This is a genomic window from Streptomyces sp. GL_148 (assembly GCF_057834205.1).
Window position 1 is genome coordinate 1,281,220 of sequence record NZ_CM174396.1, and the last position, 23,257, is coordinate 1,304,476.

At 73.2% G+C, this 23,257-nt stretch carries 21 protein-coding genes and 2 pseudogenes; 14 read left to right on the forward strand and 9 right to left on the reverse strand.

Going from position 1 to position 23,257, the window contains the following annotated elements; translation table 11 throughout:
* The first annotated feature begins 94 nt into the window (after positions 1–94).
* The 3 genes from AC3IYI_RS05825 to AC3IYI_RS05835 all read left to right on the forward strand — a co-directional run bounded on the left by AC3IYI_RS05825 (position 95) and on the right by AC3IYI_RS05835 (position 3,213).
* Positions 95–1,288: a sensor histidine kinase gene (locus tag AC3IYI_RS05825; RefSeq protein WP_489409183.1), complete on the forward strand. Its 1,194-nt coding sequence runs from the start codon at positions 95–97 to the stop codon at positions 1,286–1,288.
* Positions 1,289–1,292: 4 nt separating this feature from the next.
* On the forward strand, positions 1,293–1,943 hold the full coding sequence (locus AC3IYI_RS05830; protein WP_243339633.1) for a response regulator: 651 nt from the start codon (positions 1,293–1,295) through the stop codon (positions 1,941–1,943).
* A 112-nt stretch (positions 1,944–2,055) separates the two neighbouring features.
* Positions 2,056–3,213 carry an ROK family transcriptional regulator gene (locus AC3IYI_RS05835; protein WP_489409184.1) on the forward strand — a complete coding sequence of 386 codons (1,158 nt, stop codon included), beginning with the start codon at positions 2,056–2,058 and terminating at the stop codon, positions 3,211–3,213.
* 217 nt (positions 3,214–3,430) lie between these two features.
* Here the strand turns inward: AC3IYI_RS05835 and AC3IYI_RS05840 are convergent, their stop codons facing one another.
* Entirely contained in the window at positions 3,431–4,192 is a 762-nt protein-coding gene (locus tag AC3IYI_RS05840; protein WP_489409185.1) for a GntR family transcriptional regulator, read from the reverse strand.
* A 415-nt stretch (positions 4,193–4,607) separates the two neighbouring features.
* Between AC3IYI_RS05840 and AC3IYI_RS05845 the strand changes: the two genes are divergently transcribed.
* The 3 genes from AC3IYI_RS05845 to AC3IYI_RS05855 all read left to right on the forward strand — a co-directional run bounded on the left by AC3IYI_RS05845 (position 4,608) and on the right by AC3IYI_RS05855 (position 8,838).
* On the forward strand, positions 4,608–5,444 hold the full coding sequence (locus tag AC3IYI_RS05845; protein ID WP_489409186.1) for an alpha/beta fold hydrolase: 837 nt from the start codon (positions 4,608–4,610) through the stop codon (positions 5,442–5,444).
* A 140-nt stretch (positions 5,445–5,584) separates the two neighbouring features.
* Positions 5,585–7,186, forward strand: a complete 1,602-nt coding sequence (locus AC3IYI_RS05850; protein WP_489409187.1) for an alkaline phosphatase D family protein — start codon at positions 5,585–5,587, stop codon at positions 7,184–7,186.
* Between the two features lie 185 nt (positions 7,187–7,371).
* The gene (locus AC3IYI_RS05855; protein ID WP_489409188.1) at positions 7,372–8,838 is read left to right on the forward strand and encodes a GNAT family N-acetyltransferase; all 1,467 of its coding nucleotides are present in this window, start codon (positions 7,372–7,374) and stop codon (positions 8,836–8,838) included.
* On the opposite strand, the pseudogene AC3IYI_RS05860 reads toward AC3IYI_RS05855, so the two are convergent.
* Positions 8,757–8,928: pseudogene (locus tag AC3IYI_RS05860) on the reverse strand (PLP-dependent transferase); the annotation flags it as partial. The gene AC3IYI_RS05855 and the pseudogene AC3IYI_RS05860 sit on opposite strands and share 82 nt — an antisense overlap.
* A 7-nt stretch (positions 8,929–8,935) precedes the next feature.
* Here AC3IYI_RS05860 and AC3IYI_RS05865 point away from each other — a divergent pair.
* Positions 8,936–9,055: pseudogene (locus AC3IYI_RS05865) on the forward strand (Lrp/AsnC family transcriptional regulator); the annotation flags it as partial.
* A 48-nt stretch (positions 9,056–9,103) separates the two neighbouring features.
* Complete coding sequence (locus tag AC3IYI_RS05870) at positions 9,104–10,834, forward strand: DUF885 domain-containing protein (RefSeq protein WP_489409189.1); 1,731 nt, start codon at positions 9,104–9,106, stop codon at positions 10,832–10,834.
* Positions 10,835–11,076: 242 nt separating this feature from the next.
* Here the strand turns inward: AC3IYI_RS05870 and AC3IYI_RS05875 are convergent, their stop codons facing one another.
* Positions 11,077–14,088, reverse strand: coding sequence for an AAA family ATPase (locus AC3IYI_RS05875; protein ID WP_489409190.1), 3,012 nt, complete (start codon positions 14,086–14,088; stop codon positions 11,077–11,079).
* On the reverse strand, positions 14,085–15,257 hold the full coding sequence (locus tag AC3IYI_RS05880; RefSeq protein WP_489409191.1) for an exonuclease SbcCD subunit D: 1,173 nt from the start codon (positions 15,255–15,257) through the stop codon (positions 14,085–14,087). The genes AC3IYI_RS05875 and AC3IYI_RS05880 overlap by 4 nt, the downstream gene beginning before the upstream one ends.
* A 205-nt stretch (positions 15,258–15,462) precedes the next feature.
* On the opposite strand from AC3IYI_RS05880, the gene AC3IYI_RS05885 reads away from it, so the two are divergent.
* Complete coding sequence (locus AC3IYI_RS05885; RefSeq protein ID WP_489409192.1) at positions 15,463–16,671, forward strand: NAD(P)/FAD-dependent oxidoreductase; 1,209 nt, start codon at positions 15,463–15,465, stop codon at positions 16,669–16,671.
* Between the two features lie 34 nt (positions 16,672–16,705).
* On the opposite strand, the gene AC3IYI_RS05890 is transcribed toward AC3IYI_RS05885, so the two are convergent.
* On the reverse strand, positions 16,706–17,332 hold the full coding sequence (locus AC3IYI_RS05890) for a YigZ family protein (RefSeq protein WP_489409193.1): 627 nt from the start codon (positions 17,330–17,332) through the stop codon (positions 16,706–16,708).
* Between the two features lie 115 nt (positions 17,333–17,447).
* On the opposite strand from AC3IYI_RS05890, the gene AC3IYI_RS05895 reads away from it, so the two are divergent.
* The gene (locus tag AC3IYI_RS05895; protein WP_489409194.1) at positions 17,448–17,852 is read left to right on the forward strand and encodes a CoA-binding protein; all 405 of its coding nucleotides are present in this window, start codon (positions 17,448–17,450) and stop codon (positions 17,850–17,852) included.
* A 123-nt stretch (positions 17,853–17,975) separates the two neighbouring features.
* On the opposite strand, the gene AC3IYI_RS05900 is transcribed toward AC3IYI_RS05895, so the two are convergent.
* The gene (locus AC3IYI_RS05900) at positions 17,976–18,332 is read right to left on the reverse strand and encodes a hypothetical protein (RefSeq protein ID WP_489409195.1); all 357 of its coding nucleotides are present in this window, start codon (positions 18,330–18,332) and stop codon (positions 17,976–17,978) included.
* Between the two features lie 25 nt (positions 18,333–18,357).
* Here AC3IYI_RS05900 and AC3IYI_RS05905 point away from each other — a divergent pair, with 25 nt between their 5' ends.
* On the forward strand, positions 18,358–18,582 hold the full coding sequence (locus AC3IYI_RS05905; RefSeq protein ID WP_489409196.1) for a hypothetical protein: 225 nt from the start codon (positions 18,358–18,360) through the stop codon (positions 18,580–18,582).
* 23 nt (positions 18,583–18,605) lie between these two features.
* Here AC3IYI_RS05905 and AC3IYI_RS05910 read toward each other — a convergent pair whose 3' ends face one another.
* Complete coding sequence (locus AC3IYI_RS05910) at positions 18,606–19,187, reverse strand: helix-turn-helix domain-containing protein (RefSeq protein ID WP_489409197.1); 582 nt, start codon at positions 19,185–19,187, stop codon at positions 18,606–18,608.
* A 127-nt stretch (positions 19,188–19,314) separates the two neighbouring features.
* On the opposite strand from AC3IYI_RS05910, the gene AC3IYI_RS05915 reads away from it, so the two are divergent.
* Entirely contained in the window at positions 19,315–20,184 is an 870-nt protein-coding gene (locus AC3IYI_RS05915) for an EamA family transporter (protein ID WP_489409198.1), read from the forward strand.
* A 266-nt stretch (positions 20,185–20,450) separates the two neighbouring features.
* Positions 20,451–20,900: a hypothetical protein gene (locus AC3IYI_RS05920; RefSeq protein WP_489409199.1), complete on the forward strand. Its 450-nt coding sequence runs from the start codon at positions 20,451–20,453 to the stop codon at positions 20,898–20,900.
* Between the two features lie 108 nt (positions 20,901–21,008).
* On the opposite strand, the gene AC3IYI_RS05925 is transcribed toward AC3IYI_RS05920, so the two are convergent.
* Positions 21,009–21,767 (reverse strand): acyltransferase, encoded by a 759-nt coding sequence (locus AC3IYI_RS05925; protein ID WP_489409200.1) that lies wholly within the window; start codon positions 21,765–21,767, stop codon positions 21,009–21,011.
* Positions 21,768–21,893: 126 nt separating this feature from the next.
* On the opposite strand from AC3IYI_RS05925, the gene AC3IYI_RS05930 reads away from it, so the two are divergent.
* Complete coding sequence (locus AC3IYI_RS05930; protein ID WP_489409201.1) at positions 21,894–22,439, forward strand: gamma carbonic anhydrase family protein; 546 nt, start codon at positions 21,894–21,896, stop codon at positions 22,437–22,439.
* Positions 22,440–22,541: 102 nt separating this feature from the next.
* Here AC3IYI_RS05930 and AC3IYI_RS05935 read toward each other — a convergent pair whose 3' ends face one another.
* Positions 22,542–23,252, reverse strand: a complete 711-nt coding sequence (locus AC3IYI_RS05935) for a DedA family protein (RefSeq protein ID WP_489409202.1) — start codon at positions 23,250–23,252, stop codon at positions 22,542–22,544.
* Positions 23,253–23,257: the final 5 nt, after the last annotated feature.

Sequence of the window (23,257 nt, forward strand, 5' to 3'; positions counted from 1 at the left end):
CGCCGGCCCCACCCCTCTTCCTCCCCCATGCGAGGGTTCCTTCTCCCCCACGTGGGGGAGGATCCGCACCGCCCCGAACTGCGACGATGAGGGGATGCACCGACTGTTCCGCGCCGCGCTGCGCCCAGTGACCTACTCGCGCTGGGTGCATCTGTGCGTGCCCATGCTGATGCTGGCCATGTGGATGTTCATAGATCCCGAGGCTCCGTGGGTGCCGATGCTGCTGGTGATACCGATGGGGCTGCTGCCTTGGATGCGCCTGGCCGAGGGACTCCAGGCGCAGTTCCTCCTCGCTCCGCACGAGCGCACCGGACAGGGCGACCGCGAGGCCGAGGAGCAGAGTTTCAGCACCGTCGCCTCCAAGCGGTGGAGCGACCGGTGGCGGACCCTGCTGTGGCTGGAAATACGGCTCCTCGTCGGGCTGGTCGCCATGTTCGTCACGGTGTGGCTGCCCGTACTGACGGTCCAGCTGGTCAGGACCGGCCTCGGCGGGGCGATCGCCGACGACCGGCTGGTGCCTGCCGGCCTCCCGGCTTGGGCGGCCTGGGGCCTGGCTCCGCTGCCCCTGGTCCTGTTGATCGTCCTCGTGATCCTGCTCGGCGACATGATCACGGCCATCGCCCGCCGGCTCCTGGGGCCCTCGGCCGCGGAGCGGCTCACCGCCCTGGAGGTGCGCACCGAGCAGCTGTTGGAGCGCACCCGCATCGCGCGGGAGCTGCACGACTCCATCGGCCACGCCCTGACCGTGGCCGTCGTCCAGGCGGGGGCCGCGCGGGCGGCGGGCGATCCGGAGTTCACGGACCGCGCGCTGAGTGCGATCGAGGAGACGGGCCGGGCCGCACTGGAGGACCTGGACCGGGTGCTGCGCGTCCTGCGCGAGTCCGGTCAGCGTCCCTCCCAGCGGCCGACCCTGGCGGAGGCCGACCGGCTGTTCGAGTCGGCGCGCGCCTCCGGAGCCACCGTCGATGCGCAGCTGATCGGCCCGCTCGACCAGTTGCCCGACGCGGTGAGCCAGGAGGGGTACCGGATCCTGCAGGAAGCGCTGACCAATGTGCTGCGGCACTGCGGTCCCGTACCGGTACGGGTGCGGGTCGGCATGGTCGCCGACCGGCTGGACCTGGAGGTGACCAATCCACTGCCGGACCGGCCTTCCGTCATGACCGGCGGCGGCACCGGACTGCGCGGGATGCGGGAGCGGGCCGCGCTGCTCGGCGGGGAGACCGAGACCGGGCTGCACAAGGGGGGTTGGAGGGTGCGTACGCGGCTGCCGCTGGAGCGAATACGCTGACCGGATGCCGGTTACCGTACTGCTCGTCGACGACGAACCCCTGGTGCGCGCGGGTCTGCGCGCCGTCCTGGACGCCCAGCCCGACATCGAGGTGATCGGCGAGGCCGCCGACGGCGCCGCGGTGGTCCCGCTCGTGCGGCAACTGCGCCCCGATGTGGTGGCGATGGACGTGCGGATGCCGCTGCTCGACGGGATCGAGGCGACCCGGGCGGTCCTGCGGAGCGTGGACTCGCCGCCGAAGATCCTCGTGGTCACCACCTTCGAGAACGACGAGTACGTCTACCAGGCGCTGCGGGCCGGCGCGGACGGCTTCCTGTTGAAGCGGGCCCGCCCGTCGGAGATCGTGCACGCGGTCCGCCTTGTGGCGGAGGGCGAGACGCTGCTCTTTCCCGCGGCGGTCCGCTCACTGGCCGCCGAGTACGGGAACCGCTCTGCGCGGACGGTACTGGAGCGGGCGGCTCTGACCGAGCGCGAGGAGGCCGTACTCCGCCTGATGGCGAAGGGGCTGACCAACATCGAGATCGCCCGCGAGCTGATCGTCGGCACGGAGACGGTGAAGTCCCACGTCAGCGCGATTCTGGCGAAGCTGGGGGCGCGGGACCGGACCCAGGCCGTGATCACCGCGTACGAGTCCGGGTTCGTCGCTCCCGCGTGACCGGCCCACGAGGGGAACATCGGATTCCGGCCGATGGGGGGCTGCTTCTCGCCGCCGCGCCCGGTGCGCAGTACGATCCGGCTGACAAGCTCGCTAGCTGGGAGGACACACGTTGGGGCAGCTGACCGGCGGGGACCCCTCTCTGCTGCGGCGGATCAACTCCGCCGTGGTGCTGCGGGCCCTGCGCGCGGCCGAAGCGCCGACGCTCACTGACCTCACCCGGGTCACCGGACTCTCGCGGCCCACTGTCGAGGGGGTCGTCGAAGGGCTCATCGGGACGGGTCTGGTCGTCGAGGCGGGCGCCGAGGAGGGTGCGCGGCGCCAGGGGCGCCCGGCCAGACGGTTCCGTTTCCGCGCGGAGGCGGGGCACCTGCTCGGCGTGGAGATCGGCGCGCACCGGATCGCGGTGCTGCTGTCCGGGCTGGACGGCCGGGTGATCGGCGCCGGCACCAAGGAGGTCGCCGAGACGGCCTCCGCCGACGAACGGCTCGAACGGGTCCGCGGTGCGGTGGCGGACCTGCTGCGCCGTGCCGGGGTACCGCGGGACTCCCTGCGGGCGGTCGGCGTGGGCAGCCCCGGGATCGTGGAGGCCGACGGCACCGTCCGCCTCGGCACGGCCCTGCCCGGCTGGACCGGCCTGCCGCTGGGGGAACGGCTCCGGCGTTCGTTCCGCTGCCCGGTACAGGTGGAGAACGACGCCAACGCCGCGGCCGTCGCCGAGCACTGGAAGGGCGCCGCGACCGACACCGACGACATGGTCTTCGTGATGGCCGGGCTCAGCCCCGGAGCGGGCTCCCTGATCGGGGGCCGGCTGCACCGCGGGTTCGGCGGGGCGGCCGGGGAGATCGGCGCACTGCACCTGCTGGGGCGCGAGGTCACACCCGAGAAGCTACTCTCGACCACCGGCGAACCGCTGCACCCGCTGGACGAGCGAGCGGTGGCGGAGGTCTTCGCGATGGCCAAGCGCGGGGACGCGGGGTCGGTGGCAGCGGTGGAGCGGTTCATCCAGCGACTGGTCCACGACGTGGCCGCCCTGGTCCTGGCGATGGATCCGGAGCTGGTCGTGGTCGGCGGCTGGGCGGCCGGGCTGGACGGGGTACTGGATCCCCTCCGCCGGGAACTGGAGCGGTACTGTCTGCGCCCGCCGCGCGTGGCGCAGTCCCTGCTGGGCGAGGCGGCGGTGGCCACGGGAGCGCTGCGGCTGGCGCTGGACCACGTGGAGGAAGAACTGTTCGCAGTGGAGAAGACGGTCACCGCCCGCCGCCGCTGATCCCCCTCGGGGCGCAGTACGGATACCGGTCCGCGCCGTCGCCGGCCCCCGGCTCTGCCCCGGGCCCGGTCCTCAGACGCCGGACGGGCTGAAAGCAGGGGCCCGGGCTGCGCCCGTGCCTGGAGCTCCACCCCGGCCGTCCGCTCACAGCCCGTCCGTTCGCCGAGCGGGGCCACCACTGTGTGGCGGCCCCGGTCAGCAGGTGGTCAGCGCGTGGTCAGGACGCGACCCGCGCGTCGTGCGTGATCTGCACGTCGCCCGTGTCGCCGAAGGTCAGCCGGCAGGTGTCCGCCCGGTAGGTGGCCACCGAGACGGCCGCCGTGCCCGCCACCGTGAAGAAGCGGGTGGTGACCAGCAGGACCGGGGCGCCGGGCAGGCGGTCCAGTTCCTTCGCGTCCTCGGCGCGGGCGGAGCCGAGCTCCACCGAGCGGTCCTGGCCGTCGAGGACCAGCTTCTGCAGTTCGCGCATGACGGCGCGGGCGCGCGCCGGACCGGCCGGGGCGTCAATGGCGGAGAGCCCCGGCACCGAGGAGGCCGGCACGTACAGCAGCTCGGCGGCGAGGACCTGGCCCTGCTCGACGCGGCTCCGGCGCACCGCGAGCACCATCTCGCCGGGGGCGGTCCCGAGGAGCTTCAGGAGGGCGGGGGGCAGCACGGCCTCCTCCGCCGCGTCCACGGGCTCCCACCCGTCGACGCTCTCGCCGGGCCAGCTGTGCTGCGCACTGCCGACGTCGACACCCACGCGCGGCGGGGCGACGGTGGTGCCGACGCCACGGCGGCGCTGGAGGCGGCCTTCGAGCTCGAGCTGCTCCAGGGCCTGGCGCAGGGTCGCCCGGGCGACGCCGAAGCGGGCGGCGAGCTCGCGCTCGTTCGGCAGGATCTCGCCCACGGCGAAGTCCTGGTCGAGCGCCTCACTGAGGACGGTCTTGAGGTGCAAGTACTTCGGCTCCGGCACCGATTCGAGCTGCGTGGTCCCCACCCTGACTCCTCCTGCTATCGCTGCACTCGCCGTGTTCCAGCGGGAGTTCCGCGCCTTTGTTTATTAAAGGTTCCTGCACTATGCCTGCGACGATAGGACGGCGCATCCCCTTGGTCAAGACCAATGCTCATCCCTTTGCCGGGCACATCGGGCATATCCGTCAAGCTGTTCACGGGATGTTCGCGAGCGCCGCGGAGGGCACGCGGAAGACGTCACGGAAGTCACCCCGAAAGCCACCCCGGAAGACGCCCGGAGCGACACCCCCGAAGAGCGCCCCGAAAGTCGAATTCCGCCCCCAGGGGCTACCGGGCGGTAACCGGCCGGGAGACACTACTGACAAGCCGTCTCACACGGCCGCCGAAGCCGCCCGACGCCGACCCCCGACCCCCAACCCCCGAACCCGACGAGGAGCAGCATGACCGCCACGGTCTCCTTCACGATCGATTCGCCCCTGGGCCCCCGCACCACCACCGCCGCCTACGAGCGCAAGGGCGCGGGCGAGCCGATCCTGCTGCTCCACGGCATCGGCCACCACCTCCAGGCCTGGCACCCGGTGACCGACGTCCTGGCCTCCGAGTACGACGTGATCGCCGTCGACCTGCCCGGCTTCGGCGTCTCGGAGCCGCTGCCGCACGGGGTTCCGTACGATCTGGGCACCGTGGCCTCGGCGCTGAGCGCGCTCTGCGGGGCGCTCGGCATAGAGCGGCCGCACGTCGCGGGCAACTCCCTCGGCGGGCTGCTCGCCCTGGAGATGGGGCGCGTCGGCCTGGCGCGCTCGGTCACCGCCCTCTCCCCCGCCGGGTTCTGGTCGGAGGGGGAACGCCGCTACGCCTTCACCGCACTGCGCGCGATGCGCGCCGGCGCCGGGGCTCTGCCCCGCCCCGCCGTGGAACGGCTCGCCCGCAGCGCCGCCGGACGCGCCGCGCTCACCGGCAGCATCTACGCGCGCCCGGGCCGGCGTTCGCCCGGCTCCGTGGTCGCCGAGACCCTCGCCCTGCGCGAGGCCTCCGGCTTCGAGCAGACCCTGGCCGCGGGCGGCTCCGTACGGTTCACCGCGGATCTGCCGGGCCTGCCCGTCACCATCGCCTGGGGCAGTCGCGACCGGCTGCTCCTGCGCCGCCAAGGCGTCCGCGCGAAGCACACCATCCCCGGCGCACGCCTCGTACGGCTCCCCGGCTGCGGCCACGTCCCCATGAACGACGACCCGGCCCTCGTCGCCCGCGTCATCCTGGACACAACCAAGCTCGCCTGATGGAGTGTTGACGGGGCATCTGCCATCCGCATCAGTGTTCACGCATGGTTCGCGTGCGCGACGCGGGCGGTCCGGTGTGCGGCCGGTGTACGGCGGCACACTGGTCCGGCCCGTCCCCGCCGGCCTCTGGAGACGCACCGATGGCACCTCTGCCGCACACCCGACGCTCCCTTCTCGGCGGTTCCCTCGCCGTTCCCGTGGGCCTCGCCCTGTCCAGCGCCCTGACGGGCGCCACCCTGACCACTCCCGCGCACGCGGCGGCGCCCGCCTTCGCCCGCTCGGGCCGCCCGAACGCCTTCTGGGGTGTCCAGTCCGGCGAGATCACCGCCCACTCGGCCACCGTCTGGACGCGATCCGACCGCCCCGCGTGGATGTACGTCGAGACCTCCCCGAGCGAGTCGTTCCGCTACGCCGTCCGCCGCCACCGCGGCCCCCTGCTCGGCCCGGACACCGACTTCACGGGCACCACCACCCTGCGCGAACTCCCGCCCGGACAGCAGATCCACTACCGGGTGCTCCTCGCCGACCCCGACGATCCGCGCCGCACCGGGGAGCCGGTCCACGGCACCTTCCGGACCACCCCCGCCTCCCGCCGCCGCGACGTGCGCTTCCTGTGGTCCGGGGACCTCGCCGGTCAGGGCTGGGGCATCAACCCGGAGCTCGGCGGCTACCGCGTCTTCGACGAAATGCGGCTGCTGGACCCCGACTTCTTCCTCTTCAGCGGGGACACCATCTACGCCGACGGGCCGATCCAGGCCTCCGTACCGCTGCGCGACGGAACCCTGTGGCACAACGTGACCACCGAGGAGAAGGCGAAGGTCGCCGAGACCCTCGCCGAGTTCCGGGGCAACTTCCGCTACAACCTGCTCGACGGCAACCTCCGTGATTTCAACGCCCAGGTGCCGGTCCTCGCCCAGTGGGACGACCACGAGGTGCGCAACAACTGGTACCCCGGCCAGATCCTCGACGACCCCCGCTACACCGTGAAGGACGTGGACACCCTCGCCGGCCGGGCCCGCCGGGCCTTCGGTGAGTACTTCCCGGTCACCGACCTGCGCGGCGGCCGCGACGAAGGCCGGATGTACCGGGTGATGCGCTACGGCCCGCTGCTCGACGTGTTCGTCCTCGACATGCGCACCTACCGCGACGCGAACTCCCCCGGCCGCCAGACCGACGACCCCATCGGCATCCTCGGCCCCGAGCAGTTGGCCTGGATCAAGCGCGAGCTGTCGCGCTCCCGCGCCACCTGGAAGGTCATCGCCGCCGACATGCCGCTGGGCATCGTGGTGGCCGACGGGGCCGCGAACTTCGAGGCCGTCGCCCAGGGCGACCCGGGCGCGCCGCTCGGGCGCGAACTGCAGATCGCGGAGCTGCTGCGCCACATCAAGCACCAGCGCATCACCGGCACCCTGTGGCTCACGGCCGACGTGCACTACACGGCCGCGAACCACTACGCGCCCGAGCGGGCCGCCTTCACCGACTTCGCGCCCTTCTGGGAATTCGTCTCCGGCCCCATCGGCGCGGGCGGTTTCCCCTCGGGCCGGCTGGACGCCACCTTCGGCCCGGAGATGGCGTACGTCCAGTCCGCGCCGTTCGCCAACATGTCCCCGTCCGAGAACCCCCCGTACTACGGAGAGGTCGAGATCGACGGGGACGGCGGCGAGCTCACCGTCCGACTGCGGCGCCAGGGAGGCGGCGTACTCTTCACCCGGACCCTGCAGCCCGGACGGGTGGGGCAGTGACCGGACCGGCGCTGCGGCAACAGGCGGAAGCCGGCGATGGCGGCAACGGTGGCGACGGTGGCCCGGCGACACGTCGAGATCTGAAATCGGCCGGAAAACAGGGCGAAATCGGCCAGATGGATCCTTAACCAGTCGGTCACAGATCGTTCGTGATCACGCAACACCCCTCCGTCACAGTGGTCTGCATGACTGAGCGTATTCCTGCCTCTGCCCAGCGTCCCCACCGTCACCACTGGCGCCGCGACGTCGTCGAGCTCGCCGCTCTCTTCTGCGCCGTCGCGGTCGCCGACGCCATCGCCAATCTCGTGGTGCACGGTCCCCGCGGCCCGGTCCTGCTCGTGGCGTCGGCCGTCGCACTCCTGGTCACGGCGGCGTTCCACACCTGGTGGGCACGCCGCCACAGCCATGCGCCGCCGCCCACGGACACCGCGCCCACGGAACCCGCCACGGGGCCGGACGCCACCACGGACGGTTCAGCCGGTACGGACACCGCGCTGACCTCCGCCCTGTGGCGGATGCGGACGACCGTGCGCGACGAGCCCGGCAGCCTCGCCGCGCTCTGCACCGCCCTCGCCCGGAGCGGGGTCGACATCCTGACCCTGCAGACGCACCCGCTCCCCGAGGGCGGCACGGTGGACGAGTTCCTGCTGCGCGCCCCGCAGCAGTTGCCCTCCGCCGACCTCACCCGGGCCATCGCCGGCGCCGGCGGCCACAGCACCTGGATCGAGCGCGCCGACGCGCACGACCTGGTCGACACCCCGACCCGCGTCCTGGGGCTGGCCACCCGCACCGCGCTGGACGCCGCCGAGCTGCCGCTCGCCCTGCGTCAGCTGCTCGGCCGCTGCACCATCCACTCGATCCCGGCGACCACCCTCTCCGGGCGCCCCAACGCCGGCGCCGACGCGCCCGTCGAGGGCGTCCTGGAGGCCACGGTCATGCGGCTGCGCGACCCGTCCGGCGGTGCGATCACCATCGAGCGGCCCTATCTGCCCTTCACCCCGACCGAGTTCGCCCGCGCCCGCGCGCTCGTCGAGCTGGACGCCCGGCTCGGACCGCGGGTCCCCCGCAGCCGGGACGTACTGACCCTGCCCGAGGGCAACGAGATCACCGTGCGCCGCGCCGACGCCTCCGACCTGCCCGCGGCCCGTGCCATGCACGACCGCTGCTCGGAGCGCACCCTCGGCCTGCGCTACCACGGCCCCGTCGCCGACGCCGACCGCTACCTCGGGCACCTGCTGAGCCCGCGCTTCGGCCGCACGCTCGCCGCGACCACCGCCTCCGGCAAGCTCGTCGCCCTCGGCCACCTGCTCTGGGACGGCGACGAGACCGAGGTGGCGCTGCTCATCGAGGACGACTGGCAGCGCCGCGGCATCGGCTCCGAGCTGCTGGGCCGCCTGATCGGGATGGCCGTCGAGGCCGGATGCGACAGCGTCTACGCCGTCACCCAGGCCTCGAACACCGGCATGGTCGCCGCCATGCGCGGTCTGGGCCTCCCCCTCGACTACCAGATCGAGGAGGGCACCCTGGTGATCACGGCCCGGCTGGACGCGACCCCGGTCAGCTCCCGGCTGCCGTACGAGCCGCCCGGCGAGCTCCGCGGCGCTGGCGGAGGCCGCCCGGACCCGTACGGGGAGCGTCGAGAGCCCTCGTAGCAGCAGGTACGCGGCCGGCGGGTGCAGGACCCCGCCAGTGGCGAACCGCACCTGGCGGAGCTGCCGGGCGAACTCCACGTCACACGCGACGCCCGCGCTCCAGCGGCTGGTCCTCGACGAGTTCACCTCGCGCCGGGAAGTCGCCCGGGTGGAGACCAGGCTGATCTTCCAGGAGTGGGACTGCGGGCCGCTGCTGCCCCCTACGTCAGCAGGCTGAGGATCTTTGGTGATGACGCGGACCCGTCCCGCATACGAAGATGTCCACATGTCAGACATCATCACCAGTGACAGCTCGGCACGGCTGCCCCGTCAGGTCGCCGATGCCTACGTTGACGACCTCATCGCCATCGACCCGATCACGGGCACCTATCTCGGTGTCGCCGCGAGCTCCGGCAAGCTCCCGGACCTCTCCCCCGCGGGCCGCGCGGCGTCCGCCGAACTCATCCGCACCACGCTCGCGCGCCTCGACGCCGCCGAGCGGCAGCCGGGCGCCGACAGCGATGTCGAGCGCCGCTGCGCCCGGCTGCTGCGCGAGCGGCTCACCGCCGAACTCGCCGTCCACGAGGCCGACGAGGACCTGCGCGCGGTCAGCAACATCCACTCCCCCGCGCACTCGGTCCGCGAGATCTTCTCCCTGACCCCGGCCGAAACCGACGAGGACTGGGCCGCGATCGCCGAGCGGCTGCGCGCCGTACCGGCCGCCTACGCGGGCTACCGCGAGTGCCTCGCGCTCGGCCTGGAGCGCGGCCTGTTCGGGAGCCCGCGCCCCACCGCCACCTTCATCGAGCAGCTCACCGCCTGGGCGGGCGAGGGCGAGGGCGAGAGCGAGAGCGCCGGTAGCGAGGGCAAGGACGGCTACTTCGCGGAGTTCGCCGCCGCCGGCCCCCAGGCGCTGCGCGCCGAGCTCGACGCCGCCGCCGCGGGCGCGACCACCGCCGTCGTGGAACTGCGCGACTGGATGCGGGACGTGTACGCCCCCGCGGTCGAGGGCAAGCCCGACCCGGTGGGCCGCGAGCGCTACGCCCGCTGGTCGCGCTACTTCAACGGCACCGACCTGGACCTGGACGAGGCGTACGCCTACGGCTGGTCGGAGTACCACCGGCTGCTGGCGGAGATGAAGACCGAAGCCGCCAAGATCCTGCCGGACGCCGGTCCCTGGGAGGTGCTGAAGCACCTGGACGAGCACGGCACCCACATCGAGGGCGTGGACGAGGTCCAGGCCTGGCTGCAGGGCCTGATGGACGAGGCCATCGAGAACCTCGACGGCACCCACTTCGAACTCGCCGAGCGGGTCAAGCGCGTGGAGTCGCGGATCGCCCCTCCGGGCGGCGCTGCGGCCCCGTACTACACGAACCCCTCGGAGGACTTCTCCCGTCCGGGGCGCACCTGGCTGCCGACGATGGGCCAGACCAAGTTCCCCGTCTACGACCTGGTCTCCACCTGGTACCACGAGGGCGTTCCGGGCCACCACCTCCAGCTGGCGCAGTGGACGCACGTCGCGGACCAGCTCTCCCGCTACCAGGCCAGTGTCGGTCTCGTCAGCGCCAACGCCGAGGGCTGGGCGCTGTACGCGGAGCGGCTCATGGACGAGCTGGGCTACCTCAAGGACGCCGAGCAGCGGCTCGGATACCTGGACTGCCAGATGATGCGTGCCGCGCGGGTCATCGTGGACATCGGCATGCACCTGGGTCTGGAGATCCCCGCGGACTCGCCGTTCCACCCGGGCGAGCGCTGGACGGTGGACCTGGCGCAGGAGTTCTTCGGCCTGCACAGCGGCCGGCCGGGCGACTTCGTCGAGAGCGAGCTGACCCGCTACCTGTCGATGCCGGGCCAGGCGATCGGCTACAAGCTGGGCGAGCGTGCCTGGCTGCTGGGCCGTGACAACGCGCGTGCCGCGCACGGCGATTCCTTCGACCTGAAGGCCTGGCACATGGCGGCGCTGTCCCAGGGTTCGCTGGGCCTGGACGACCTGGTGGACGAGCTGTCGAAGCTCTGATCACCGGACTCGCACCACACACGGACGGACGGGCCGGCTCCCCCTCGCGGAGCCGGCCCTTCCGTCCGTGCCGTCAGTGCCGTCCGTCCCTGCTCGTCCGTCCCGTCCGTCCCTGTACGGGACCGGTCGTCAGCAGCCGCAGTCGTCACCCTCCGGAGGGGGCCTCCCCCCGGAGACCGACATGTCCCCGAGGGTCCCCGAGTGTCCCCCGAGGAACGGTTTCACCCTGTTGACCAGGCATTTCAGCCTGTTCCGCCCGCCGTGCGATGCCGCACCACCGAGCCTCCGCGCTGCTTGACGATCTCCAGCTGGGCCTGCACCCGGGTCCGCAGGTCGGCGACGTGGCTCACGATGCCGACGCTGCGGTCGCGTTCGCGCAGCGAGTCCAGTACGTCGAGCACCTCGTCCAGCGCCTGGTCGTCGAGGCTGCCGAAGCCCTCGTCGATGAACAGGGTGTCGAGGCGCATGCCGCCCGCCTCGTCGGTGACCACGTCGGCGAGGCCCAGCGCGAGCGCGAGCGAGGCGAAGAAGGTCTCGCCGCCGGACAGCGTGGCGGTGTCCCGCTCGCTGCCGGTCCAGGCGTCGACCACGTGCAGCCCGAGCCCGGAACGCCCGCGTCCGCTCGCCTTGGCGTCGGAGTGCAGCAGGGTGTAACGGCCGCCCGACATGCGCAGCAGCCGTACCGTGGCCGCGGCGGCGACCTGCTCCAGCCGGGCCGCGAGCACGTAGGCCTCCAGCCGCATCTTGCGCTCGTTGTCCGCGGAGGTGCCCGCGGTGAGTCCGGCGAGCCGGGCCACCCGTTCGTAGGCCTCGCGCAGCGGTCCCAGGGAGCGCAGCTCCCGCTCCGCCTGGAGGGAGAGCCCGTCGAGGTCCTTGCACCGGACCCGGGCCGCGTCCACGGCGGACCCGGCCGTACGAAGCTTCGCCCCGGCCCGGTCCGCACGCGCCTGGGCCTCCTCCGGCGCGGCCGGGGGCAGGGCCGCCGCCGCGGCGGTGTCGGCCTCGCCGAGGCGGTCGGCCAGCATGGCCTCTTCCGCCTGCCAGGCGTCCGTGCGGCGCTGGAGCGCGCTGCGTTCGTACTCGGGGAGCACGGCGTCGGCCGCCTCCTCGGTGGTGTCGAAGCCGGCCTTGAAGGCGGCGTCGGCGAGCTGGTCGTCGGCCTCCTTCAGCCGGGCGGCGGTGGTTTCGGCCCGGCGCAGCGAAACGGCCGCCGCCGTGACCATGCGGACCCTGTCCTCCAGGACTCCGGCGCGGGCCGCGACACTGGGCGCGCCGTCCCGTACGAGGGCCAGCTCCGCTTCCAGCGAGGCCTGTTCCCGGTCGAGGGCCTCGCGGCGCGAAGCCCGCGCCGCCGCCCGGGCCTCGGCTTCGCTGCGCTCGGTGCTGCGAACGGCGTGCTCCCGCTCGGCGCGGGCCAGCCGCTCGCGGGCGGTGTGCAGTCCGGCGGCCGCGGCGTGCGCCTCGGCGTGCCGGGAGCTCAGCCCGGACGTGAGTTCCAGGAGCTCGGCGGTGGTGGCGTCACCCGCGGCGGCCGCGGCCTCGGCGCGGGCCTCCCGGACGGCGGCGAGCCTGCGCTCGACGCCGGCCCTGCGCTCCTCGGCCCCCTCGAAGCGGGCGTGCGCCGCCTCCTCCGCGGCCCGGTCGACGTGACCGGGGGCGGGCCGGGCCGGAGCGGGGTGATCCGCGGCCCCGCACACGGTGCAGGGCTCTCCCGCCACCAGGGCGGCGGCGAGTTCGGCGGCGATGCCGCGCAGCCGGGTCTCCTTGAGCTCGAGCCAGCGTTCCCGGGCGGCGGCCGACTCCTCGCGCGCGGTGAGCAGTTCGCCGGAGGCCCGCTCCGCGTCGGCGTCGAGGGCGTCGCGCCGCCGGGCGGCGTGCAGGTGCAGCCTGGCGGGCTCCAGTTTGCCGGCGAGCTGCTCGGCCAGGGTCGCGGCCTGCTGGGCGGCGTCCGCGCGCCCGGCCAGCTCGGTCCGGGTGGCCTCCCAGCGGCCCAGCCACTCGGCGGTTTCCTGCTGCTGCTCCTCGGCTGCCCGGGACTCCCGTTCCAGGTCGGCCCGTTCGCGGCCGATCTCGGCGCTGCGCTGCTCGGCGCGGTGGGCGGCTCCGAGGGCTCCCAGGTCGCCCCGCAGCCGCTGCTCGACCGCGGCCAGCTGCTCGGTCCCCGCCTCGGCGAGCTGCGGCGGCAGCTCCGCCCGGGCCACCGACTCCGCGTGCGCGGCGGCCATGTGGGCGCCGGCGGCGGCTCCGCGCAGTTCCAGCGCGGGGGCGACCAGGGCTCCGCGCCGGGCCCGGTCGAGGAGGGCGCGCACCCGCTCCCGCTCCGGACCGGCCTCGGCGAGCAGGGCCGCCCGACGGGTGGTCTCCGCGTGCCGGCGTTGCAGCCGGTCGAGCTCCCGAGCCTCCTCGGCGGCCCGCCGGGCGGCGTGGTAGCGCCCCTCGACGGCGGCGAGGGCGTACTCGGCGACGGTGAGCCGCTCCCGGGCGGAGCAGCGCGCGACGGCGGCCCAGGCACGGATCGCCCCGGCCAGCCCGGGGTCGCCCGGCTGGTGCCGGGGCAGCGGCCAGGCGCGCAGGTCGGCGGCGTCCCCGGCGGCCTGGGCGAGCCGCTGGGCGGTGTGCAGCACCTGCTCGTCACCGGCGCGGACCTTGGCCTCGGCGGCGCGGCGGCGCTCGCCGAGCAGGGTTTCCACGGCGGCGAAGCGGCGGGTGTCGAAGAGCCGGCCCAGCAGCCGGCCGCGCGCCACCTCGTCGGCCCGCAGGAAGCGCGCGAACTCCCCCTGCGGCAACAGCACGACCTGGCAGAACTGCTCGCGGCTCATGCCGAGCAGCTGCTCGACCTCTTCGCCGATCTCCTGGTGGGAACGGCTCAGCGCGGCCCACTTCTCCCCGTCGTGCTCGCGCAGCCAACTCTGCGCCTTGTCCTTCGTCGTCCCGGTGCCGCGCTTCTTGGGCCGGTCCTGTTCGGGGCGCCGGGTGATCTCCAGGCGCCGCCCGCCCGCGGTGAGTTCGAGGGTGATCTCGGTCGGGGTGTCCGAGGCCGCGTGGTCGCTGCGCAGGCTGGTGCCGGGGGCCTGGCGGGAGCCGGGGACGGACCCGTAGAGGGCGTAGCAGACGGCGTCCAGGACGGAGGTCTTGCCCGCGCCGGTGGGACCGTGCAGCAGGAAGATCCCGGCGCCGGAGAGGGTGTCGAAATCGATCTCCTGGGGTTCGGCGAAGGGCCCGAAGGCGGTGATGCGCAGCCGGTGCAGCCTCATCGGTGGGTCTCCTGCCGGCTGTCCTCGGCCCGTACCTCGTCGAAGGCGCCCTGGAGCACGTCCCGTTCGGCCTCGTCGGAGAAACCGCCGCCCCCGCGCACGTGGGCGACGAAGTCCTCGGCGATCTCCCGGTCGCTGCGCCCCTTCAGCCGCTGGGCATAGGACCCGCCGGCGGCCTCGCTCCGGCCCTCGGGGTCGAAGGCGAGGCTGAGGGTGTGCGGGAAGCGGGTGGCAAGCCGGGCCATGGGGTCCTCGGGCCGGACGGGGTCGGTGAGGGTGACCTCCAGCCAGGAGTCCTCGTACCGGGCGTACGCGCCTTCGGACAGCAGCTCCTCCAGCGGCCCCCGAACCCGGGCGAGGCCGCGCGGCACGGGAGTGTCGACGCGCTCGGCGCTCACGATCTCCCCGTCCCCGCCCAGGTCCACGAGCCACATGCTCTTGCGGTGATCGGCTTCGGAGAAGGAGTAGGCGAGCGGGGAACCGGAGTAGCGGACCCGTTCGTTGATCGTCTGGCAGCCGTGGAGGTGGCCGAGGGCGGCATAGTCGACCCCGTCGAAGACGGAGGCCGGCACGGCCTCGACCCCGCCGACGGTGATGTCGCGCTCGCTGTCGCTGGCCTGCCCGCCGGTGACGAAGGCATGAGCAAGGACGATGGAGCGCGTCCCCGGCGCCCGCCCGGCCAGATCCGCCCGGATCCGGTCCATGGCCGCGCCCAGAACGGCCTCGTGGCTCACCTTCCCGGCGCCGAACTCGTCCTTGACGAGTGCGGGCTCCAGGTACGGCAGCCCGTACAGCACCACGTCACCGTGTACGTCGGCCAGCACCACGGGGTCGGCGCACCCGGCGGGGTCGGTCCTGAGGTGGATCCCGGCCAGCCCGATCAGCCCTGCCCCGACGCCGAGGCGGCGGGCGGAGTCGTGGTTCCCGGAGATCATCACGGTGGGCACACCGAGGTCGGCGAGCCGGTGCAGGGCCCGGTCGTACAGCTCCACGGCGGGCAGCGGGGGCACGGCACGGTCGTACACGTCACCGGCGACGAGGACGGCGTCGACCTCGTGCTCGCGGACGGTCTCGACGAGGTGGTCGATGAAGGCGGCCTGGGCACCGAGCAGGTTCACCCGGTGGAAGCTCCGCCCCAGATGCCAGTCGGAGGTGTGCAGGAACTTCACAGAATGGCCCCGACCTGCACGTTTACCCCTACTGCCCCTCTAAAACCAGCACGAACCAGCACAGGGCTCGCAGTCGACCCCTGTCACGCTAACGCATGCCGCCCCCCGATCCACCACTCACCTCGGTATCGGTGGCGGGCGGTGACCAGCGCCGCCGCCTACCGTGGAACACAAGGAGACCTACCCCTTCGGGGAGGCGATCGACATGACCACGAAGACCTACGACGCCGTGATCGTGGGAGCCCGCTGCGCGGGCGCGAGCACGGCGATGCTGCTGGCCCGCCAGGGCTACCGGGTGCTGGTGGTGGACCGGGCGGTCTTCCCCAGCGACACGCTCTCCACCCACCTCATCCACCCGCCCGGGCTCGCGGCCCTGCGGCGCTGGGGCCTGCTGGACCGGGTCGTCGCCACCGGCTGCCCGGAGATCACCACGTACACCTTCGACCTGGGGCCCATCGTCATCTCCGGGTCGCCGGCGGGCCTGGGCCTCCAGGGCTCGTACGCGCCCCGTCGGACCGTCCTCGACAAGATCCTCGTCGACGCGGCCGTGGAGGCCGGCGCCGAGGTGCGCGAGAAGTTCACCGTGGAGGGCCTGATCACGGAGGGGGACGTGGTGACCGGCATCCGCGGCCACGGTCCGGACGGGGCCGCGACCGCCGAGTACGGCCGGGTCGTCATCGGCGGCGACGGCGCCCACTCGATGGTCGCCCGCGCCGTGGACGCCCCCCGCTACGCGGAGAAGCCGAAGCTCCAGGTCAGCTACTACACCTACTGGGCGAACCTGCCGATGCACGGCGGCTTCGAGGCGTACATGCGCGGGGATCGCGCCTTCGCGGCCTGGCCCACCAACGACGACGTGACCCTGGTGATCTGCGGACTGCCCATGCGGGACTTCGAGGCGAACCGCGCCGACATCGAGGGCGGCTACCACGAGACCCTGAACCGGGTGCCGGCCTTCGCCGACCGGATCGCCGCCGCCACCAGTACCGGACGGCTGGTCGGCACCGCCGTCGAGAACCATTTCCGGGTCCCCTACGGACCGGGGTGGGCGCTGGTCGGCGACGCCGGCTACCTGAAGGACTTCATCACGGCCCAGGGAATCCAGGACGCCTTCCAGGACGCCGAGTTGTGCGCGGGGGCCCTGGACGACACCTTCGCGGGCCGCAGGGCGTTCGACGACGCCATGCGCGGCTACCAGCAGGCGAGGGACGAACGGGTCATGCAGATGTACGAGTTCACCGCCGAGTTCGCGGCCCTGGAACCTCCGCCGCCCGAGATGCAGCAGGTCCTGGGCAAGGTCGCCGAGAGCCAGGACACCATGGACGGCTTCGTCCGGGTGAACGCGGGCGTCACCAAGCCCGCCGACTTCTTCTCGGACCCGCGGCTGACGGGGGCGGAGCAGCCGGTGAGCTGATCCCTCGGGAAGCCCTCGGGCAGCCCTCGGCCGCTCAGGGTGCGTACGTCTCCCCGCCCGGTGTGAGGGTGGCGCTCCCGGCGGTGCTGTCGGCGAGCCAGGCCTCGAAGGCGGGCAGGTCCGCCTCCGGCAGGGCGACCTCGATCTCCACGGCGGCCCCGTAGCGCACCTCGACCACGGTCCTGCCGGTGGAGCGCAGGTCGTTCTCGGTCTTGCCGGCCCGCTGGTGGTCGACGGTGACGGTGACCAGCCGGTAGCGGTGACGGGTGACGGTGCCGAGCACGTCGAGCGCCTCCCCGACGACCCCTCCGTAGGCCCGGATGAGCCCGCCGGCGCCGAGTTTCACGCCGCCGTAGTAGCGGGTGACGACGGCGACCGCGTACCGGATGTCCCGGCGCGTGAGCATCTGCAGCATCGGCACCCCGGCAGTGCCACCGGGCTCGCCGTCGTCGCTGGCCTTCTGCACGGAGGCGTCGGCGCCGATGACGTAGGCGAAGCAGTTGTGCGAGGCGGTGGGGTGCTCCTTGCGGATCCGTGCGACGAACTCCTGCGCCTCCCGCTCGGTCGCCGCGGGCGCGAGCGCGCACAGGAACCGCGAGCGGTTGATCTCGGACTCGTGCACACCCTCACGGGCCACCGTCACGTACTGGTCTGCCTTCACCCGTCCACCCTACGGGGAATCCGACATGCGTCTTTTCTGTTGATCGGGCTGACGGCCATCAGGGGTCCGGCGCAGCAACAGCAGCAGGACCCAGCAACAGCAGGAGGCGGCACACGTGTACGGCGATCCGGCAACCATCCGCAAGATCCTCACCGAGCTCGGCGACACCTGGGCCGTGGTGGGCCTGTCCAACAACCAGGACCGGGCCGCGTACCGCGTGGCAGAGGTCCTCCAGCGGTACGGAAAGCGCGTGATCCCCGTGCACCCCAAGGCCGAGACGGTTCACGGCGAGCAGGGATACCCCTCGCTGGAGGCGATCCCCTTCAAGGTGGACGTGGTGGACGTCTTCGTGAACAGCGCGCTGGCGGGCACGGTCGCCGACGAGGCCGTCGCGAAGGGGGCGGAGGCCGTCTGGTTCCAGCTGAACGTGGTCGACGAGGCCGCCTTCGACCGCACCCGCACCGCCGGACTGGACATGATCATGGACCGCTGCCCGGCGATCGAGATCCCCGCCCTCTGACGCAGACGGGGTCTCCCGGGCCTCCCGGGCCTTCAACCCTTTCAACGCGGCTCAAGTATCCAAACCGCCCAAACGGTACGAATACTTGAGACCGCGCCTCCCCGTCGGGGTCTGCCGCGCACCTCAGACCGACCCCGACCAGGGAGTCCCACCGTGATCAGTCATGCCCACAGCCACGCCCGCATCGCCGTGCTCGACCTCGACGGGACCCTGGCCGAAGGCTCGCCGGCGGCCCCCTTCGTGGACTGCCTCATCGCTGGCGGGGTCTGCGAACCGGCGGCCGGACGGGCGGCGCTCGCCGCGATAGCGGGGTATCACGACGAGGACGCCGATCCGGGGGACGCGGCCGCCCACGCCCCCACGGCCGCCGCCTTCTACGCCCACCTCGCGCGGGCCCTCGAAGGCGCGGACCGGACCGACGTGGAGCGGGCCGCCGAAGCCGCCTGGCCGGCCCGTGGACCGCCGGAGGTCCTTCGCCATCGGGAACTCCCCCTCCGACGCCGAAGTGTTCGAGCAGGTCGGGCTGGCCGTCGCCTTCGAACCGGATCCGGTGCTGCGGGGCTGGGCGATGGACCGGGACTGGATCACGGCCGACCGGCGCAACGTACTGGCCGTCTGCCAGGACCTCATCGCGACGCACCCGGTGCTGGGCGCGACCCCGGAGACGACCGGGAAGGCGAGCCGCGAGACGAGCCGTGACGGCGGCCCGGGGGTCGCGAGCCGGCGCTGACCCCGCACCGGGCTCCGCCCCGGTCACGCCCGGGCGGTCACCGGCGGGATGGAGACCGCCATCGTCATCTCCATCGGACCGGTCCCCTCGTTGCGGTAGGCGTGCGGAGCGTCGGCCTCGAAGGAGACGGCCCCTCCGGCCGGTACGGCGTGCGTCTCGTCGGCGACGACCAGCGTCAGCTCCCCGACCGTGACGTGCAGCATCTCGAAGGTGCCCGGCGGATGCGGATCCGAGGCGGTCCCTTCGCCCGGCTCCAGCCGGTAGGTCCACATCTCCACCGGCCCGCGCCGGTCGTCCCCGAGCAGCATGCTCGCGCCGCTGCCGCCCTCGGTGGACCACATCCGCACGCCCTGCCCCGGCAGTACCACCTGCACCCGCGGCCCGCGGTCCTGGTCGAGCAGGGTGGTGATGCTGACGCCCAGCGCGTCGGCCAGTTTGACCGTCGTGCCGACACTGGGGTTCGTACGGGCCTGCTCGATCTGAATGATCATGCCGCGGCTCACCCCCGCACGGGCGGACAGGGCCTCCAGGGTGAACCCGCGCTCCCCGCGCCAGCGCTTGAGGTTGCGGCCGAGTGCCTGGGTGAGCTGTTCGAGATCAGACACCGTTCCGTCCACTCCGTACAAGATTTTGAATGACAGGGTTCACTACACTGAACTATCGTGCGCTGTACTCCCCCGTGTACTCCACCATGTACTCCCCCGTTCAACGCACTGTACTGCGAGGCCTGTCATGACCGCCCTGTTCGCCCTGGCCACCGCCGTCCTGTGGGGCCTCGCCGACTTCGGCGGTGGGCTGCTGACCCGCCGCATACCTGCCCTCACGGTGGTCGTGGCCTCCCAGATCCTCGCCGTCCTCGTGCTGGGAGCGGTGGTCCTGGGCACCGGCGCCTGGCGGGAGGCCGGACCGCAGCTCTGGTTCGCGGTGGGGGCGGGGCTGGTGGGGCCGGTCGCGATGCTCAGCTTCTACAAGGCGCTCGCCCTCGGCCCGATGGGCGTGGTCTCCCCGCTCGGCTCCCTCGGCGTGGTGGTACCGATGGCCGCGGGGCTGCTCCTGGGCGAGCGGCCCGGCGCCGCCCAGCTCGCGGGGATCGCGGTGGCCGTCGTGGGCATCGTCCTCGCGGGCGGACCCGAGCTGCGCGGCGCCCCCGTACAGCGGCAGGCCGTCGTCCTCACCCTCGTCGCGGCCTTCGGCTTCGGCGCGGTGATGGCCCTGATCGCCCCCGCCTCCTCCACCGTGCCCGGCCTGTTCCTCGCGCTGTTCGTCCAGCGCGTCACCAACGTCGCCGTCGGCGGCACGGCCCTGTGGGTGCGGACCCGGCGCGGCGTCCCGGCCCTCCCGGCGGGTACGGGCGGCCGGCGGATCCTGTGGGGGCTGCTGCCGGCGCTCGCCTTCGTCGGCCTCGCCGACGTCGCGGCGAACGGCACCTACTCCATCGCCGCCCAGCACGGCCCGGTCACCACCGCCGCCGTGCTCTCCTCCCTCTACCCGGTGATCACCGCCCTGGCAGCCTTCGCCGTCCTCAAGGAGCGCCTGCGCACCGTCCAGGCGGCGGGCGCGGGCCTCGCCCTGGCGGGCACGGTCCTCCTCGCGGCGGGCTAGTGCTGTGACCGGAAAGGTTCACCGTGTCGCGGCGCCCGGCACGGCACCTCGCCGCGTTGTCGGACCGCGCAAGTACGTCCAGTACGAGGCACGGCCCTCCGCCTTGCGAGGCACCGCACCGAACACCGCGACCCGGCAAACCTTTCCGGCCACAGCACTAGGCGTCTCCTCCGTGGGATCCCGAGCCGTGTCGGCGCGGGGCATCCGCGCGTCACAGACCGGTCACGGGCACCACACAGCGCCCGCGACCCGGACAGAGTGGCGCGATGCGCACTCACCACACCGCCATCGCACTCGCCGCCGCAGGCCTCGGCCTTCTCACCCTCACCGGCTGCACCAGCGAGCCCGAGCCCAACGCCAAGCCCGTCTCCCCGACGTCCGCTGCAGCAACCACCGCACCCACCACCGCCGCCCCGGCTCCCACTCCCACTCCGGTGAGCAGCAAGCCCGCCACGCCGCCGGCAGCCCCCGCGCCGGCCCCCGCCCGGGCCGCCGTCCCCAACGGCGTCGGTCAGGTCCTGCAGACCGCCCAGGACACCGCGCAGGCCGCGGGGTTCTTCCTCCTCGGCTCCACCGACGCGCTCGGCCAGAGTCGCATGCAGGTCCTCGACCGGAACTGGAAGGTCTGCTCGCAGGCGCCCGCCGCCGGCACGCAGACCGCCGTCGGTACGAAGATCGTGTTCAACACGGTCAAGCTCGAAGAGACCTGCCCCTGACCCACCGCCCCCTCCTGCCCGGCGACCGGTCCGCAGGCCCGGCAGTCACCGCAAGCCCGGAAGGCACGGCGGACCCGGCAGCCGCCGCGGGCACCGCGGGCACCGCGTTCATTCCGGCTCCGTCACGTCCGCCAGTGCGCGCAGCTGCTCCGGAGTCACCCCGTCGGGGATCGGGACCGGCGCCGGGGTGCGCAGCGGCGGCTGCCAGCCCGTCTCGGGGTCCCAGCGGCGGACGATCCGCGCGGGCGCCCCCGCCACCACGGCGTGGTCCGGCACGTCGCCCCGTACGACGGCACCCGCCGCCACCACCACGTTGCGGCCCAGCCGCGCCCCGGGCAGGATCACCGCGCCGGTCCCCAGCCAGCAGCCCGGTCCGATCTCCACGGGTGCGCTGCGCGGCCACTGCTTGCCGATGGGCTCGTGCGGGTCGTCGTAGCTGTGGTTCGTGGAGGTGATGTACACCCCGGGACCGCAGAAGGTGTCGTTGCCGATCGTGATCCGGGTGTCGGCTATGACGTGGCTGTCCCGGCCGATGACCACGCCGTTGCCGAGGACCAGGACCGGTTCGGCGCCGAGGTCGAGGTCGGGCATCATCCCGGCGGTGAGCGTGACCTGTTCCCCGATGATGCAGTGGTCTCCGAGCCGGATCCAGGGCGCGCCGAAGACCGTGCCCTGCGGGAAGGCGAGCCGGGTGCCGTGCCCGATCGCGCCGAAGCGCAGCCCGCCGGGGGTCTGGGCGGTGACCGCGCCGGCCCGCTGCATCCAGCGCCAGCCCGCGTGGACCGCGCGCCCGGCGAGCCGGCGGCGCAGCGCCGTCAGGGAAGAGAGCGCCGTCTGAGAAGAGAACGTGTTCTGGTTCTTCGCCACCGGGCCACCGTAGCGCGCCAGGCGCCCGGGCCGCGCCGTGATCTTCACCCCATCCACGGGGGCGCGGGCGGCGTGGCCTACGGTGCCGGTAGCGCGACACGACGTACCGGAAGAGGAAGAGAACACATGACGCAGCAGGCGGCCCAGGCACTCGTGGCGGGTGTCGGCGGGAAGAACCCCGTGATCGATCCGACGGCGTTCACCGCTCCCACCTCCGTCGTGGTCGGGGACGTGACCCTCGGAGCGGGGTCGAGCATCTGGTACTCGGCGGTGCTCCGCGCGGACTGCGGTCCGATCACGCTCGGCGCCGACAGCAACGTGCAGGACAACTGCACCGTGCACGTGGACCCCGGATTCCCGGTCTCCATCGGCGAGCGGGTGTCCATCGGCCACAACGCCGTCGTGCACGGCTGCACGGTCGAGGACGACTGCCTGATCGGGATGGGCGCGACGATCCTCAACGGCGCGGTGATCGGCGCCGGCTCGCTGGTGGCCGCCCAGGCGCTGGTCCCGCAGGGCATGATCGTCCCGCCCGGTTCGCTGGTCGCCGGCGTCCCGGCGAAGGTGCGGCGCGAGCTGACCGCGGAGGAGCGCGAGGGCCTCAAGGTCAACGCCCTCATGTACACCGAACTGGCCGAGCAGCACCGCGCCTCGGTGACCCCGGGCGCGTAACGGGCACCGGCGCCCGGTGCGCGCCGGTGATCCCCCACCCGCCCTCGGGCCGGGCGGGGGCCCGGCCGCCTCCCGGTCGTTGAGCGGCGGGGGCCCGGCCCCTCAGTCGGTGAGCACGGTCGGAGCGGCCGAGGCCTGCCCCGGCACCGGCGTCGTGTCCTGGGCGTCGTCCGGCGCGGCGGCCCCGGCCCGCGCCGCCTCGGCCGTCTCGGCCGCCTTCTTCATCCGTCCGCGCACCACCACGGTCATGGCGAGCCCGCAGACGAGGGCCAGGGCGAGGGCCACCCACGAGAACCCCTTCAGCCACGGCTCCGCGACGATCCCGATCGAGTAGATGACGGCCGTCGTACCGCCCGCCCACAGGATCCCGCCGAGGACGTTCGCGATCAGGAACCGCCAGTAGGGCATGTGCAGGACGCCCGCCAGCGGACCGGCGAAGATCCGCAGCAGGGCCACGAACCGCCCGAAGAAGACGGCCCACATGCCCCACTTGTCGAAGGACCGCTCCGCCATGGCCACCTGGTCCGGTCCGAAGTGCTTGGGGAAGCGCCGGCCCAGCCGCTCCAGCATCGGCTTCCCGCCCCTGCGGCCGATCGCGTAGCCGATCGAGTCGCCCACGATCGCCCCGGTGGTCGCGCAGATGCCCAGTACCACGGGGTCGATGTGTCCCTGCTGCGAGGCCAGCAGCGCCGAGCTGACCAGGACGATCTCCCCCGGCAGCGGGATGCCGAGGCTTTCCAGTCCGATGACGAGCCCCACCAGGAGGTAGATGCTGACCGCCGGAATCGTCTCCAGCCATTCCTGGATGTGCACCGGTA